The organism is Stutzerimonas sp. CXK-1, assembly GCF_057738225.1.
This window is the reverse complement of record NZ_CM173217.1, coordinates 660,947-675,538: the sequence shown is the minus strand read 5'-3', so window position 1 is coordinate 675,538 and position 14,592 is coordinate 660,947. Positions and strand designations below refer to the sequence as shown.

Sequence of the window (14,592 nt, the reverse complement as noted above, 5' to 3'; positions counted from 1 at the left end):
ACAAGACCCGGAGACACACCATGCGTTACGCCCATCCCGGCACCGAGGGTGCCAAGGTCAATTTCAAATCCCGCTACGGCAACTTCATCAATGGCCAGTTCGTCGAGCCGGTCGGTGGCCAGTACTTCACCAATCTTTCGCCGGTCAACGGCCAGCCCATCGCCGAATTCCCGCGTTCGGACGCAGCCGACATCGAGAAAGCTCTGGACGCCGCCCATGCCGCCGCCGACGCCTGGGGCAAGACCAGCGTGCAGGCGCGCTCGCTGATCCTGTTGCAGATCGCCGACCGCATCGAGCAGAACCTGGAACTGCTCGCCATCACCGAGACCTGGGACAACGGCAAGGCGGTGCGCGAGACGCTGAACGCCGATATCCCGCTGGCCGCCGACCACTTCCGCTACTTCGCCGGCTGCATCCGCGCCCAGGAAGGCACCGCCGCCGAGATCGACGAGCACACCGCGGCCTATCACTTCCACGAGCCGCTGGGCGTGGTCGGGCAGATCATTCCGTGGAACTTCCCGATCCTGATGGCCGCCTGGAAGCTCGCCCCGGCGCTGGCCGCCGGCAACTGCGTGGTGCTCAAACCGGCCGAGCAGACCCCGCTGGGCATCAACGTGCTGCTCGAATGCATCGGCGATCTGCTGCCGCCGGGCGTGCTCAACGTGGTGCACGGCTTTGGCCGTGAGGCCGGCGAGGCACTGGCCTCGAGCAAGCGCATCGCCAAGATCGCCTTCACCGGCTCCACTCCGGTGGGCTCGCACATCATGAAGCGCGCCGCCGAAAGCATCATTCCCAGCACCGTGGAATTGGGCGGCAAGAGCCCGAATATCTACTTCGAAGACATCATGCAGGCCGAACCGGCCTTCATCGAGAAGGCCGCCGAGGGGCTGGTGCTGGGTTTCTTCAACCAGGGCGAGGTGTGCACCTGCCCATCCCGCGCACTGGTGCAGGAGTCGATCTACGCGCCGTTCATGGAAGCGGTGATGAAAAAGGTCGCGCAGATCAAGCGTGGCGACCCGCTGGACACCGACACCATGGTCGGCGCCCAGGCCAGCCAGCAGCAGTTCGACAAGATCATGTCCTACCTCGACATCGCCCGCGAGGAAGGCGCCGAGGTGCTCACCGGCGGTGCCGCGGAGAAGCTCGAAGGCTCGCTCGCCACCGGCTATTACATCCAGCCGACCCTGCTCAAGGGCACCAACAAGATGCGCGTGTTCCAGGAGGAGATCTTCGGCCCGGTGATCGGCGTCACCACCTTCAAGGACGAGGCCGAGGCGCTGGCCATTGCCAACGACACCGAGTACGGCCTCGGCGCCGGCGTCTGGACCCGCGACATCAACCGCGCCTACCGCATGGGCCGGGCGATCAAGGCGGGCCGCGTGTGGACCAACTGCTACCACCTCTACCCGGCCCACGCGGCGTTCGGGGGTTACAAGAAATCCGGCGTTGGTCGCGAGACCCACAAGATGATTCTCGACCACTACCAGCAGACCAAGAACCTGCTGGTCAGCTACGACATCAATCCGCTGGGCTTCTTCTGATGGGCCGGCGCGGGTGGCACCTGCCGCCCGCGCCTTGAACAAGACACCTGCCGAGCCCTTCCGTGGTGCTGGGGGCGCGCAAAAGGTGCGTTTCTGCCGACATCCGCTGACAAAACACCGGCAATCCTGCATTCCGGTGCCGGGGCATGACGCTTGCTAGGGAGAGACTGCCAACCTATCCAAGAGGATTTCCCCATGGCCCTCGAACACAGCCGCTCCGCGCCACCGCAGCATGCGATCGATTTCGAAACCGTTGGCAGTAGCTATTTCCAGGAACGCGAACTGAAGAAAGGCGCCGCCGGCTGGGTGCTGCTGGTCGGCCTTGGCGTCGCCTATGTGATTTCCGGCGACTACGCCGGCTGGAACTTCGGCCTCGCCCAGGGCGGCTGGGGCGGGCTGTTCATCGCCACGCTGCTGATGGCGACCATGTACCTGTGCATGTGCTTCTCGCTGGCCGAGCTGTCCTCGATGGTCCCGACCGCGGGCGGCGGCTACGGTTTTGCCCGCACCGCCTTCGGCCCATTGGGCGGCTTTCTCACCGGCACGGCGATCCTCATCGAATACGCCATCGCACCGGCGGCGATCGCCGTGTTCATCGGCGCCTATTGCGAGTCACTGTTCGGCATCGGCGGCTGGATGATCTATCTGGCCTTCTACATCGTCTTCATCGGCATCCATATCTTCGGCGTCGGCGAGGCGCTGAAGCTGATGTTCATCATCACCGCCGTCGCCGCCCTTGCCCTGGCGGTGTTCATCGTCGCCATGGTGCCGCACTTCTCGGTGGACAAGCTGCTCGATATCGCGCCGACCACCGCTGCCGGTGCCAGCAACTTCCTGCCCTATGGCTATGTCGGCATCTGGGCGGCGATTCCCTACGCGATCTGGTTCTTCCTCGCCGTCGAAGGCGTGCCGCTGGCCGCCGAGGAAACCAAGAACCCGCAGCGCGACATGCCCCGCGGGCTGATCGGCGCCATGCTGATCCTGGTCGCCTTCGCCGGGCTGATCTTGCTGGTCGGCCCGGGCGGCGCCGGCTCCAGCACTCTGGTGGCATCCGGCAACCCGCTGGTGGAAGCGCTGACCACGGCCTACGGCTCGTCCACCTGGATGAGCGGCTTCGTCAACCTGGTCGGCCTGGCCGGGCTGATCGCCAGCTTCTTCTCGATCATCTTCGCCTACTCGCGGCAGATCTTTGCCCTGTCGCGGGCCGGCTACCTGCCGCGCAACCTCTCGCTGACCAACAAGAACAAGGCGCCGGTGCTGGCCCTGGTAATCCCAGGTGTGATCGGCTTCCTGCTCTCGCTGACTGGCGAGGGTGACCTGCTAATCCTCGTCGCGGTGTTCGGCGCGACCATCTCCTACGTGTTGATGATGGCCTCGCACATCGTGCTGCGCCTGCGCCGGCCGGATCTGCATCGCCCGTACCGGACACCCGGCGGCATCGTCACCTCGGGCGTGGCGCTGGTACTGGCCTGCATCGCGGTCATCGCGGGCTTCCTGGTCGACCCGCGGGTGGTGATCGGCGCCGCGATCATCTACGGGATCTTCATCGCCTATTTCGCGATCTACAGTCGACACCATCTGGTGGCCGGCACGCCGGAAGAGGAATTCGCGGCGATCGAGCAGGCCGAGGCGACACTCAAGTAGGGAGAGCAGCCATGACGTACTCGCACAGCGTGGGCGGCACCACCTGGCGCTTCGACGATCTGCGCGAGGTGATGGCCAAGGCCAGCCCGGCGCGATCCGGCGACCTGCTCGCCGGGGTCGCGGCGGGCAGCGACGCCGAGCGAGTGGCGGCGCAGATGTGCCTGGCAGATGTGCCGCTCAGGCGTTTTCTCGAAGAAGCACTGATCCCCTACGAAAGCGATGAAGTCACCCGGCTGATCATCGACAGTCATGACGCCGCCGCCTTCGCGCCGATCAGCCACCTGACCGTGGGCGATTTCCGCAACTGGCTGCTCGGCGAGGAGGCGGACGAGTCGTCGCTGAAAGCCCTCGCACCGGGGCTGACGCCGGAGATGGTCGCCGCGGTGTCGAAGATCATGCGCGTGCAGGACCTGATCCTCGTCGCGCAGAAGGTCCGCGTCGTCACCCGCTTTCGCAATAGCATCGGCCTGGCCGGACGCATGTCCACCCGGCTGCAGCCGAACCATCCCACCGACGACGGCGCCGGCATCGCCGCGAGCATTCTCGACGGCCTGCTCTACGGCAACGGCGACGCGGTGATCGGCATCAACCCGGCCACCGACAGCACCGCCGGCATCTGCGAGCTGCTGAAAATGCTCGACGCGGTGATCAGCCGCTACGGGATCCCGACCCAGGGTTGCATCCTCACCCACGTCACCACCTCCATCGAGGCGATCAACCGCGGCGCGCCGCTGGACCTGGTGTTCCAGTCCATCGCCGGCACCGAGGCGGCCAACGCCAGCTTCGGCATCAGCCTGGCAACGCTGCAGGAAGGCTACGAGGCCGGCCTGTCGCAAAAGCGCGGCACCCTCGGCGACAACCTGATGTATTTCGAGACCGGCCAGGGCAGCGCGCTCTCGGCCAACGCCCATCACGGCGTCGATCAGCAGACCTGCGAAGCCCGCGCCTACGCCGTCGCGCGCCGCTACAAGCCGCTGCTGGTGAACACCGTGGTCGGCTTCATCGGCCCGGAATACCTCTACAACGGCAAGCAGATCATCCGCGCCGGGCTGGAGGACCACTTCTGCGGCAAGCTGCTCGGTGTGCCCATGGGTTGCGACATCTGCTACACCAACCACGCCGAAGCCGACCAGGACGACATGGACATGCTGTTGACCCTGCTCGGCACGGCGGGCATCAACTTCATCATGGGCATCCCGGGCTCGGACGACGTGATGCTCAACTACCAGACCACTTCCTTCCACGACGCCCTCTACGTGCGTCAGGTGCTTGGCCTGCGGCCCGCGCCGGAATTCGAGGAGTGGCTGGCGAAGATGCAGATCCTCCGACAGGACGGCAATCGCCTGCAGCTCGGCCGTGACCTGCCCGAAGCCTTCCGCCGGGCGCTGGAGCAGCAGGCATGAAGCCGCTCCCCGGATCTCCACCGGCATCCGGTGGAAAACGCTGCGCGGTTTTCCACCCTACCCAGGCGCCGCGCCGTAGGGTGGAAAACGACCGCAGGTCTTTTCCACGCGTTTTTCCACGCGTTCTCCTGCGCGCTTGTCCACGCGCCTGACCGCCACGCGCCGAGGTAGCCATGCCCGACCGCTCCCCCACCATCGAAAATCCCTGGCAGCACCTGCGCCAGCTGACCCCGGCGCGCATCGCCCTTGGCCGTGCCGGCACCAGTCTGCCGACGGTGGCGCAACTGGATTTCCAGTTCGCCCATGCCCAGGCCCGTGATGCCGTGCACCTGCCGCTGGACTGCGCCGCACTGGCTGCCGAACTGGAAAGGCATGACCTCAGCCATCTGCACCTGCGCAGCGCCGCCAGCGACCGGCAGATCTACCTGCAGCGTCCCGACCTCGGTCGGCGTCTCGACGAAACCAGCGCCGCCACGCTCGACGCCGAGGCCGGCGACGGCTGCGACCTGGCACTGGTGATCGCCGATGGCCTCTCGGCCCTGGCCGTGCAGCGTCATGCGGCACCCATGGCACTGAAGATCGCCGAGCAGTGTCAGGCCGAAGGCTGGGCGCTCGGGCCGATCAGCTTGGTCGAACAGGGCCGCGTCGCGGTTGCCGACGAAATCGGCCAGCGCCTCAAGGCGCGCATGGTGGTGATCCTGCTCGGCGAACGCCCAGGCCTCAGCTCGCCGGACAGCCTGGGCCTGTACTTCACCTGGGCGCCGCAGGTCGGCCGGCACGATGCGCAGCGCAACTGCATCTCCAACATCCGCCCCGAGGGGCTGAGCTACAACCTGGCCGCGCACCGCCTGCTCTATCTGATGCGCGAAGCGAGCCGCCGGCAGCTCTCCGGCGTCCAGCTCAAGGACGAAGCCGACGTGCCGGCGCTGGACGGTCAGCCGCGCGCCGGCAACTTCCTGCTCGGCTAGCCGGCATCAGGCCGGCTGCCAGGGCTCCAGCGTCTGGCTGTAGACCACCGCGCCGTCGATGTCGCGCAGGCTCACGCTCAGCGCACCGCTCTGGGCGTCGATCTCCACCTCGCCGAAGAACTGGAAGCCCGCCCGCGGCGAGCTGTTTGGCGTAGGCGCCGCCTTCTGAAACACCACCTCCGGGCCGAAGGTGCCGTCCAGCGGATTCGGTCCGAAGCTGCCGGCGTTCAAGGGCCCTGCGACGAACTCCGGGAGCGGCTCGAACGGCTCGATCTCGAACAGCATGCCGGCCGGTGCCAGACGCGGCACCGGAATCAGCGTGCACGCAGGCTTCGGGCCGGCCCCGGCGTCTACTCCACGGCTGCGGAGGTCGCGCTTGCCGCGGGTGAGCGCCGCGCTTATGGTGAGCGCCCCGCCCCGCTGGAAGCCTCGGCATGTGGTCCTTTCGCGCCTGGCAGCGCAAACGCATCCTCGCCCGCAACCCGGTCGATGCCGACCTGTGGCAGCGGGTGCTCGACAGCCTGCCGATTCTCGACGGCCTGAGCGACGGGGAACTCGACCGGCTGCGCGAGCGCGCCGTGCTGTTCCTGCACGACAAGCGCCTCACCGCCCTGCCCGGCGTCGAGCTGCAGGCCGAGGACCGCCTGCGCCTGGCACTGCAGGCGCAGTTGCCGCTGCTGCACCTGGCCGATCTCGGCTGGTATCACGGCTTCCACGAGATCGTCATCTACCCCGATGACTTCCTCAGCCCGCAGAAACACCGCGATGCCGCGGGCGTCGAGCACGAGTGGGACGCCGAGCACAGCGGCGAGGCCTGGTTGCAGGGTCCGGTGATCCTCGCCTGGCCCGGTGTGCAGCAAAGCGGCGGCTGGGAGGCCTACAACCTGGTGATCCACGAGCTGGCGCACAAGCTGGACATGCTCAATGGCGACGCCAACGGCCTGCCGCCGCTGCATCGGCAGATGCGCATCGATGCCTGGGCTGCGGCCATGCAGGGCGCCTACGACCGGCTCAACGCCGCGCTGGACGCCAACCCGCAAGCCGAGACGCCGATCGACCCCTACGCCGCGGAAAACCCGGCGGAATTCTTCGCGGTGACCAGCGAATACTTCTTCAGCGCACCGGACGTGCTGCAGCACGCCTTTCCCGATGTCTACACACAGCTCGCCGCGTTCTACCGGCAAGACCCGCTGGCACGGCTGCAACGGCTGCAGGCCGAGCACCCGGCCTATCGGGAACCCACCTGAAATGGGCGCGTCGAAGCCGGCGTGCATTGCCCGGCGCAATGCGCCTATAATCGCGCCCACTTTTTTACGCCCCCAGGCCGCGCTGGCCGATCACGGAGCCTTTCCTTCATGAGCTACAGCAAAGTCCCGGCCGGCAAAGACCTGCCGAACGACATCTACGTCGCCATCGAGATCCCGGCCAACCACGCGCCGATCAAGTACGAGATCGACCACGATACCGACTGCCTGATGGTCGACCGCTTCATGGCCACCCCGATGTTCTACCCGGCCAACTACGGGTTCATCCCGCACACCCTGGCCGACGACGGCGATCCGCTCGACGTGCTGGTCGTGACCCCCTATCCGGTTGCCCCGGGTTCGGTCATCCGCTGCCGTCCGGTCGGCGTGCTGAACATGACCGACGAAGCCGGCGGCGACGCCAAGCTGATCGCCGTCCCGCACGACAAGCTGACTCAGCTGTACAAGGACGTTAAGGAATACACCGACCTGCCGCCGCTGCTGATCGAGCAGATCAAGCATTTCTTCGAGAACTACAAGGATCTCGAGAAGGGCAAGTGGGTCAAGGTCGAAGGCTGGGAAGGCGCCGACGCCGCCCGCGCCGCGATCAACAAGGCGGTTGCGGCTTACCAGAAGTAAGCCAACGCCACCCCGTAAAAGCCGGCCACAAGCCGGCTTTTTTATTGCCTGCCTTTCACGCCCCCGCCCTTCGTCCCGATCCTTCCGCCCCCCTTCGAACCGCCATGGGCAGCTACGCTCTGATCAGGCAGTGCCGTCACCAGCGGCTGCTCCGATCACCGAGGGAGGATCGATCATCGCGTTGACGCCGTTATGCCTCGCCCTGCGCCATACCGAAGCCTTGCGCGCCACGGCAGGCCCGCTGCCGCCCGCCGCCTGCGGAGCGATACATGGATAGCCAGGCCGAGGTCATCGATTTTCTTTCCCGCCCGGCCAGCTATGGCGAGCCGGACGGTGTCGTCGAGCGCATCGACACCCACGGGTCGGTGATCTTTCTGCATGGCCGCCGGGCCTACAAGCTCAAGCGTGCGGTGGCCTATGCGGCGCTGGACTTTCGCAGCCGCGAGAGCCGCGAGCGGGCCTGTCGCGCCGAACTGGCGGTGAATCGCCGCACCGCGCCGACGCTGTATCTGGAGGTGCGCTCGATCGACCGCGCCGGCACCGGCGGGCTGGTGTTCGATGGTGGCGGTGAGCACGCGCTGGACTGGTTGGTGGTAATGCGCCGCTTCCCGCAGGACGCCCTGTTCGAACGCCTCGCCAGCAGCGGCAACCTCAACGTCGACCTGGCTGAGCGCCTGGGCGACGAGATCGCGCGCTTTCATGCTGCCGCCGAGGTCACGCCGACCTTTGGCGGCGCGCAGGGCATCGCCGAAGTCATCGCCGAAAACCACCGCGAACTGCGCCGCTACCCGGCGCTGCTCGAGGCCGAGGCCGTCGAACGTCTGCACCGTGGCGCGCTCGACGCGCTCGAGCAGCTCGCCCCGCTGCTCGAACGACGCCGCCTCGCCGGCTGCGTGCGGCGTTGCCATGGCGACCTACGCCTGGCCAACATCTGCCTGCTCGACGGCCAGCCGACGCTGTTCGACGGCATCGAGTTCAGCGAGCGGCTGGCCTGCATCGATGTGCTATTCGATCTCGCCTTCGTCCTCATGGACCTCGATCACCACGGCCTCGCCGTCCTCGGTGAACACCTGCTGCGCCGCTACCTGCGCCACGGCGAAGTGCCGGATGACGTCCGTCCGCTACCCTTGTTCCTGTCGTTGCGCGCGGCCACCCGCTCGTTTACCCAGGCCTGCAGCGCCGGCCGCCAGCCCAACGCGCAGCTCGCCGCGGACAAGGCGCGTCGCGCCCAGGCGCTGTTGCGGCAGGCCGAGCACTACCTGCAACGGCTCGGCACACCAACCGACCTGGCCATCGCCCAAACGACCGTCGACCACAGGAGCTGCCCATGATCCCATCGACTCCCCTGCTGTTCGCCCTGCACGACAGCGAGGATTACGCCAGCCGCGTCGCCAACCGCCTCGGCCTGCCCCTGGCCGCGCTGGAGGAGCGCGACTTCGAGGACGGCGAGCACAAGAGCCGCCCGCTGGAGCCGGTGCTCGGCCGCCAGGTGGTGGTATTCCACTCGCTCCATGGCGAGGTCGAACGCAGCGTCAACGACAAGCTCTGCCGCCTGCTGTTCTTTTGCGGAGCACTCAGGGACGCCGGTGCCGCGCGCGTGCATGTGGTCGCGCCGTACCTGTGCTACGCCCGCAAGGAGCGCCGTACCCAATACCAGGACCCGATCATCAGCCGCTATGTTGCGGCGCTGCTGGAAGCTTCCGGAGTCGCGCGGCTGAGCGTCATCGACGTGCACAACCCGGCCGCTTTCGACAACGCCTTTCGCATCCCGACCCGCCACCTCGAAGGCGCCGAGCTGTTCGCCGAGCGCTTCGCCGACCTGCCAGCCGACACCAGGGTCGTGGCGGTCTCGCCCGATGCCGGCGGCGCCAAGCGCGCCGAGCGCTTTCGCCAGGCCCTCGAACGCCGCCTCGGGCGACCGGTCGGCAGCGCGTTCATGGAGAAGTACCGGGCCAACGACGTGGTCACCGGCGACCTTCTGGTCGGCGAGGTGAAAGGCGCGGTCGCGGTCGTCCTCGATGACCTGATCAGCACCGGCGGCACCCTGCTGCGCGCCGGCCAGGCCTGTCAGGCTGCGGGGGCGACGCGCCTGTTCGCCGCCGCCACCCACGGCCTGTTCACCGGCGGCAGCGCCTTGCTGGACAGCCCCCTGTTCGAGCGCATCCTCATCGGCGACAGCGTGCCACCGTTCCGCCTCGACCCGGCCCTCTGCGCCCGGCGCCTGGAGATTCTCGACACCACGGCGCTGGTCGCCGCCTCGCTGACCGAGGAATACGGCCTATGAACAGGCTGCAACCGAACTCGGATGACCTGCTGCTGGTAATCGACGTGCAGAACGACTTCTGCTCCGGTGGGGCATTGGCGGTGCCCGCGGCTGACGAAGTGATAGCGCCGATCAACCGCCTGGCCGAGCGTTTCGAGCACATCGTGCTTACCCAGGACTGGCACCCGGCCGACCATCACAGCTTCGCCAGCCAGCACCCCGGCCACCAGCCGTTCGAGACCGTGACGCTCGGCTACGGCAAGCAGACGCTGTGGCCCGAGCACTGCGTCCAGGGCAGCCCTGGCGCCGAGTTTCATCCGCAGCTGGCGCTGACGGCGCGGGCCGAGCTGATCCTGCGCAAGGGCTACCGGCGCAGCATCGATTCCTATTCGGCCTTCTACGAAAACGACCGCAGCACGCCGACCGGGCTCTGCGGCTATCTGCGCGAACGCGGTATCCGCCGGCTGTTCCTCGCCGGCCTGGCGACCGACTACTGCGTCCTGTACTCGGCGCTCGACGCACGCCGGGCGGGCTTTCAAACGGTGTTGCTGGCCGAGGCCTGCCGCGGCCTGGACATCGAGAGCTCGGTGGCCAAGGCGCTGGCGGCGATGCGCGCGGCCGGCGTCGAGGTGCTCGAGCGCGCTTAGCGAGCGCCGACCAGCGCGGGCTCAGAGACCCTCGCTGAAGCGGTCCGCATCGGCGGCCAGCGCACGGATGGACGCGCTGATCCGCACCGCGTAGGGCGGTGCCGGGTCGAGCCCGCGCAACGCCGGCGGCAGGCTCGCCAACTGCGCGCGGGTGTAGCGGCGCACCTCGTCGAGGCTCGGCGAGGGCCGCAGGCGCTGCCCCTGGTGCATCACCTGTTCGAGCAGCGGCGCGCCGGCGGCAACCTCGGCCTCGAGCGCGAGCGTGTCGCCCTGGCAGCAGCCGGCCTCGTCGTAGCGTCGATAGACCTGCTTGCGTCCAGGCCAGGTTGCCTTGCCTTCGGAGCGCTTGCGGCGCGGCCGTCCGGCGTATTCCTGCAATTTGTAGGCGCAATCGAGCGCCGGCGCATCGCTGGACGTATCCAGCCGCGTACCTACGCCAAAGCCGTCGATCGGCGCCCCCTGGGCCAGCAGGTCACGGATCAGGTATTCGTCCACGCTGCCACTGGCGAACAGGGTCACCCGGCCCAGCCCGCCGGCATCGAGAATCGCCCGCACCCGCCGCGCGTGCGCGCCGAGATCGCCGGAGTCGAGCCGCACGCCATGCACCGCGAGACCACGCGCCGCCAGCTGCGGAGCCAGTTCGACCACCCTCGCGGCGCCAGCCTCGGTGTCATAGGTGTCGATCAGCAAGACCACCGACTGCGGCAGGCTCTCGGCGAAATGGGCGAAGGCTTCGCGCTCGTCGGCGTGCGCCTGGACGAACGAGTGCGCCATGGTGCCGGCCAGCGGAATGCCGAACTGGGCTCCCGCCAGAACCGTGGCGGTCGCCGAGAACCCGGCCAGATAGGACGCCCGCGCGGCAAACAGCCCGGCCTCGGCGCCGTGCGACCGGCGCAGGCCGAAGTCCACCAGGCGCTTGCCCGGCGCCTGCAGCACGATGCGCGCAGCCTTGCTGGCGACCAGCGTCTGGAAATGCAGCAGGTTGATCAGCCGCGACTCGACCAGCTGGGCCTCGGGCAGCGGCGCGGTGACCCGCAGGATCGGCTCGTCGGCGAAGAAGGGCGTGCCCTCGGGCATCGCATGCACGTCGCCGGTGAATCGCAGCGCGGCCAGGTAGTCGAGAAAGGCTGGCTTGAACATCCGCTGGGTGGCCAGCCAGGCCAGCTCCGCGGGGCTGAAGCGCAGCTGCTCGAGGTAATCGAGCGCCTGCTCCAGCCCGGCGGCCAGATAGAAGTGGCGACAGGCCGGCAGCTCTCGAGCGAAAAACTCGAACACCGCGGTCTCGGTCATGCCGCGCTCGAAGTACCCCTGCAGCATGGTCAGCTGGTAGAGGTCGGTAAGCAGCACGCCGGGGGCGGCGAGTCGCGGGGGCTTGGCGGTCATCGGCGGCTCCGTCTCGCCGTAGCGGCGAGCTGATATCGATCAAACTCTAGCTCCACGCCAGCGCCAAAGATGGCGGCAAACGGACCATGAGGCAGCGGCCATGCCCGACCTGCGGCTTTTTCTCGGCGGCGACCTGATGCCGGCCCGCGGCATCGACCAGATCCTGCCGCACCCCGGCGACCCGCGGCTGTATGAAAGCTGGGTGAGCGATGCGAACGACTATGTTGCCCTGGCCGAGCGGCGCAACGGGCCGATCGCCCGGCCGCAGGACTACCGCCAGGTCTGGGGCGTGGTCCCCGAAGTGCTGGCACATCAGCGGCCGCATATCGGCCTGGTCAATCTGGAAACGGCCATCACCAGCCGCGGCCAGCCCGCGCCCAAGGGCATCAACTACCGCATGCACCCGGCCAACCTGGCGCTGCTCGCGGCGGTGCGCCTCGATTGCTGCAGTCTGGCCAACAACCATGTGCTCGACTGGGGCGAGGCCGGGCTGTCCGACACCCTTGCCGCGCTCGATCGCCTGGGCATCCGTCACTGCGGCGCCGGGTTCGACCGCGCCGGCGCGGCGGCCCCGGCGATCCTGCCGGTGGCCAGCGGCGGACGGTTGCTGGCATTCGCCTATGCCACCCCCGAGTGCGGCGTGCCGGCGGAATGGGCCGCCGGCGAGCGCAGCGCCGGCATCGCGCGGCTTGACGAGCTGTCGCCGCGCAGCCTGGCACGGGTCGCCGGGCACATCCGGGCGCTGAAGCGGCCAGGCGATCGCGTGCTGGTGTCGCTGCACTGGGGCGGCAACTGGGACTTCGGCGTGGCGCCGGCGCAGATCCGCTTCGCCCATGGGCTGATCGACGAGGCCGGCGTCGACCTCATCCACGGTCACTCGTCGCACCACGTCAAAGCCCTGGAGGTCTACCGCGGCCGCCTGATCCTCTACGGCTGCGGCGGCCTGCTGGACGACTACGAAGGCATCGACGGCTACGACAGCTACCGCAGCGATCTGGGCCTGCTCTATTTTCCGACGCTCGGCAGCGACGGGCGCCTGCATGCCCTGAGCCTGTATCCGACGCGCCAGCGCCAGTTCAGCATTCAGGCCGCCGAAGGCGAGGACCAGGCGTGGCTGCGGGCCACGCTCGAGCGCGAATACGCGCCGTTCGGCTGCAGCCTGAGCCCTTCGGCTGGGGGCGGATGGCAGCTGGCCTGGCCCGACGCGGGCAGCTGAACCCGCCATCAGCCCGGCAGCGGCGGCTCGGATGCTGGCGTCTGCGGCTCCGGTAGCTCGGTCAGTGTCGCCTCCGTCAGCAACAGCACGCTGGCCACCGACACCGCGTTTTCCAGCGCCACCCGCACGACCTTGGTCGGGTCGATGATCCCCGCTTCGTACAGGTCCACGTAGCGGTTGGCCGCGGCGTCGAAGCCGACGGTGCCGGGCTCGGCCAGCATGCGCGCCACCACCACGCCGGCGTCCACCGCGGAGTTCTCGGCGATGGTGCGGGCCGGCGCCTCCAGCGCGCGACGCAGGATCTGCACACCGGTGCGCGCGTCGCCCTGATGCCGCGGCTCTTCCTCGGCCAGCGCCTGGACCGCACGCAGCAGCGCCAGCCCGCCACCCGGCACGATGCCTTCGGCGATCGCCGCCTTGGTCGCAGCGATCGCATCGTCGAGGGCGTCCTTGCGCGTCTTCATCTCCGCTTCGGTGGGCTCGCCGACACGGATCACCGCGACGCCGCCGGCGAGTTTGGCCAGGCGCTCCTGCAGCTTTTCCCGGTCGTAGTCGCTGCCGGTCTTGTCCAGCTGCACGCGGATCTGCTGCAGGCGCGCCTCGAGCGCCTCGCGCGTGCCCGCACCGCCGATCAGCGTGGTGCTGTCGCGGTCGACCACCACGCGCCGCGCACGGCCGAGCTGGGCCAGCTCGACCTGCTCGAGCGACAGGCCGAGTTCGGGCGAGATCACCTGAGCGCCGGTGAGCACGGCGATGTCCTGCAGCAGCTCCTTGCGCCGCTCGCCGAAGCCCGGCGCCTTCACCGCCACGGCGCGCAGCACTCCGCGGATCTGGTTGACGATCAGCGTGGCCAGTGCCTCGCCGTCGATGAACAGCAGCGGCCGGCCACTCTTGGCAATCTGTTCGAGCAGCGGGATCAGGTCCTTGAGCAGGCCGATCTTCTGGTCGCTGAGCAACAGGTAGGCGTCTTCCAGCACCGCCTGCATCTTCTCGGTGTCGGTAACGAAATAGGGCGAGACGTAGCCGCGCTCGAAGCGCGTGCCCTCGACCACCTCGACCACCGTTTCGAGGGTCTTCGACTCCTCGACGGTGATGACGCCTTCGCCGCCGACCTTTTCCATGGCGTCGGCGACCAGCTCGCCCATCGCCTCGTCGTTATGCGCCGAGAGCGTCGCCACCTGGGCCTTTTCCTTGCGTGTGCGCACCGACCGCGACTGCGAGGCGAGCGAAGCGATGGCGACCTTCAGCGCCTGGTCCAGGCCACGCTTGATGTCGATGGCGCTGGCACCGGCGACGACGTTGCGCACGCCATCGGCGAAGATCGCCTGGGCCAGCACCGTAGCCGTGCTGGTGCCGTCGCCGACGGCCTCGCCGGTGCGCTCGGCGGCCTGCCGCAGCATCTGCGCACCGAGGCTTTCCTCAGGGTCTTCCAGCTCGACCTGCTTGGCGATGGTGACGCCGTCGTTGCAGACCATCGGCGGGCCCCATTGCCGCTTGATCAGCACCGACTTGGATTTGGGCCCCAGCGTCACGCGCACGGCGTCGGCCAGCTGGGTGGTGCCGCGCAGCACCTTCTCGCGCGCGGCGCTGCGAAACAGGATCCGGGTGTGTGCCATGTGCCTTCTCCGCAGGCGCGGCGCAACA

Annotated in this window: 12 protein-coding genes and 2 pseudogenes; 10 read left to right on the top strand and 4 right to left on the bottom strand. The window is 68.2% G+C overall.

All coding sequences use genetic code 11. From position 1 onward, the window contains the following. The first annotated feature begins 20 nt into the window (after positions 1-20). The 4 genes from exaC (at position 21) to eutC (ending at position 5,556) form a co-directional block, all read left to right on the top strand. Entirely contained in the window at positions 21-1,541 is a 1,521-nt protein-coding gene (exaC, locus tag AC0KXH_RS03230; RefSeq protein WP_061340045.1) for an acetaldehyde dehydrogenase ExaC, read from the top strand. A 195-nt stretch (positions 1,542-1,736) separates the two neighbouring features. Next, positions 1,737-3,185: an ethanolamine permease gene (eat, locus tag AC0KXH_RS03225; protein WP_488224151.1), complete on the top strand. Its 1,449-nt coding sequence runs from the start codon at positions 1,737-1,739 to the stop codon at positions 3,183-3,185. 11 nt (positions 3,186-3,196) lie between these two features. Next, the gene (locus AC0KXH_RS03220; protein WP_488224150.1) at positions 3,197-4,588 is read left to right on the top strand and encodes an ethanolamine ammonia-lyase subunit EutB; all 1,392 of its coding nucleotides are present in this window, start codon (positions 3,197-3,199) and stop codon (positions 4,586-4,588) included. Positions 4,589-4,761: 173 nt separating this feature from the next. Then, positions 4,762-5,556 carry an ethanolamine ammonia-lyase subunit EutC gene (gene eutC / locus AC0KXH_RS03215; RefSeq protein WP_488224149.1) on the top strand — a complete coding sequence of 265 codons (795 nt, stop codon included), beginning with the start codon at positions 4,762-4,764 and terminating at the stop codon, positions 5,554-5,556. 6 nt (positions 5,557-5,562) lie between these two features. On the opposite strand, the pseudogene AC0KXH_RS03210 reads toward eutC, so the two are convergent. Together AC0KXH_RS03210 and AC0KXH_RS03205 are read right to left on the bottom strand one after the other, a co-directional pair. Beyond that, positions 5,563-5,826: pseudogene (locus AC0KXH_RS03210) on the bottom strand (alkaline phosphatase D family protein); the annotation flags it as partial. Next, positions 5,824-5,901 (bottom strand): annotated as a pseudogene (locus tag AC0KXH_RS03205) (RidA family protein); the annotation flags it as partial. The pseudogenes AC0KXH_RS03205 and AC0KXH_RS03210, both read right to left, overlap by 3 nt. Positions 5,902-5,990: 89 nt before the next feature. On the opposite strand from AC0KXH_RS03205, the gene AC0KXH_RS03200 reads away from it, so the two are divergent. From AC0KXH_RS03200 to pncA, 5 genes are all read left to right on the top strand, one after another. Continuing rightward, complete coding sequence (locus AC0KXH_RS03200) at positions 5,991-6,803, top strand: M90 family metallopeptidase (protein WP_212542475.1); 813 nt, start codon at positions 5,991-5,993, stop codon at positions 6,801-6,803. Between the two features lie 108 nt (positions 6,804-6,911). Further along, on the top strand, positions 6,912-7,439 hold the full coding sequence (gene ppa / locus AC0KXH_RS03195) for an inorganic diphosphatase (RefSeq protein WP_061336990.1): 528 nt from the start codon (positions 6,912-6,914) through the stop codon (positions 7,437-7,439). Positions 7,440-7,708: 269 nt separating this feature from the next. Beyond that, complete coding sequence (locus AC0KXH_RS03190) at positions 7,709-8,770, top strand: phosphotransferase (protein WP_488224148.1); 1,062 nt, start codon at positions 7,709-7,711, stop codon at positions 8,768-8,770. Further along, positions 8,767-9,723: a ribose-phosphate diphosphokinase gene (locus tag AC0KXH_RS03185; protein ID WP_488224147.1), complete on the top strand. Its 957-nt coding sequence runs from the start codon at positions 8,767-8,769 to the stop codon at positions 9,721-9,723. The genes AC0KXH_RS03190 and AC0KXH_RS03185 overlap by 4 nt, the downstream gene beginning before the upstream one ends. After that, a complete protein-coding gene (pncA, locus tag AC0KXH_RS03180; RefSeq protein ID WP_224109412.1) occupies positions 9,720-10,349 on the top strand; it encodes a bifunctional nicotinamidase/pyrazinamidase in 630 nt (209 codons plus the stop codon). Before AC0KXH_RS03185 ends, pncA begins: the two co-directional genes overlap by 4 nt. Before the next feature lie 21 nt (positions 10,350-10,370). Here pncA and AC0KXH_RS03175 read toward each other — a convergent pair whose 3' ends face one another. Beyond that, complete coding sequence (locus tag AC0KXH_RS03175; RefSeq protein WP_488224146.1) at positions 10,371-11,732, bottom strand: nicotinate phosphoribosyltransferase; 1,362 nt, start codon at positions 11,730-11,732, stop codon at positions 10,371-10,373. A gap of 100 nt (positions 11,733-11,832) precedes the next feature. Here AC0KXH_RS03175 and AC0KXH_RS03170 point away from each other — a divergent pair, with 100 nt between their 5' ends. Continuing rightward, entirely contained in the window at positions 11,833-12,948 is a 1,116-nt protein-coding gene (locus tag AC0KXH_RS03170; RefSeq protein WP_395764377.1) for a CapA family protein, read from the top strand. Positions 12,949-12,956: 8 nt separating this feature from the next. Here AC0KXH_RS03170 and groL read toward each other — a convergent pair whose 3' ends face one another. After that, complete coding sequence (groL, locus tag AC0KXH_RS03165; RefSeq protein WP_488224145.1) at positions 12,957-14,564, bottom strand: chaperonin GroEL; 1,608 nt, start codon at positions 14,562-14,564, stop codon at positions 12,957-12,959. Positions 14,565-14,592: the final 28 nt, after the last annotated feature.

Coding starts and splice junctions, on each gene's coding strand:
- exaC (WP_061340045.1), top strand. CDS start 21: ATGCGTTACGCCCATCCCGGCACCGAGGGTGCCAAGGTCAATTTCAAA.
- eat (WP_488224151.1), top strand. CDS start 1,737: ATGGCCCTCGAACACAGCCGCTCCGCGCCACCGCAGCATGCGATCGAT.
- AC0KXH_RS03220 (WP_488224150.1), top strand. CDS start 3,197: ATGACGTACTCGCACAGCGTGGGCGGCACCACCTGGCGCTTCGACGAT.
- eutC (WP_488224149.1), top strand. CDS start 4,762: ATGCCCGACCGCTCCCCCACCATCGAAAATCCCTGGCAGCACCTGCGC.
- AC0KXH_RS03200 (WP_212542475.1), top strand. CDS start 5,991: ATGTGGTCCTTTCGCGCCTGGCAGCGCAAACGCATCCTCGCCCGCAAC.
- ppa (WP_061336990.1), top strand. CDS start 6,912: ATGAGCTACAGCAAAGTCCCGGCCGGCAAAGACCTGCCGAACGACATC.
- AC0KXH_RS03190 (WP_488224148.1), top strand. CDS start 7,709: ATGGATAGCCAGGCCGAGGTCATCGATTTTCTTTCCCGCCCGGCCAGC.
- AC0KXH_RS03185 (WP_488224147.1), top strand. CDS start 8,767: ATGATCCCATCGACTCCCCTGCTGTTCGCCCTGCACGACAGCGAGGAT.
- pncA (WP_224109412.1), top strand. CDS start 9,720: ATGAACAGGCTGCAACCGAACTCGGATGACCTGCTGCTGGTAATCGAC.
- AC0KXH_RS03175 (WP_488224146.1), bottom strand. CDS start 11,732: ATGACCGCCAAGCCCCCGCGACTCGCCGCCCCCGGCGTGCTGCTTACC.
- AC0KXH_RS03170 (WP_395764377.1), top strand. CDS start 11,833: ATGCCCGACCTGCGGCTTTTTCTCGGCGGCGACCTGATGCCGGCCCGC.
- groL (WP_488224145.1), bottom strand. CDS start 14,564: ATGGCACACACCCGGATCCTGTTTCGCAGCGCCGCGCGCGAGAAGGTG.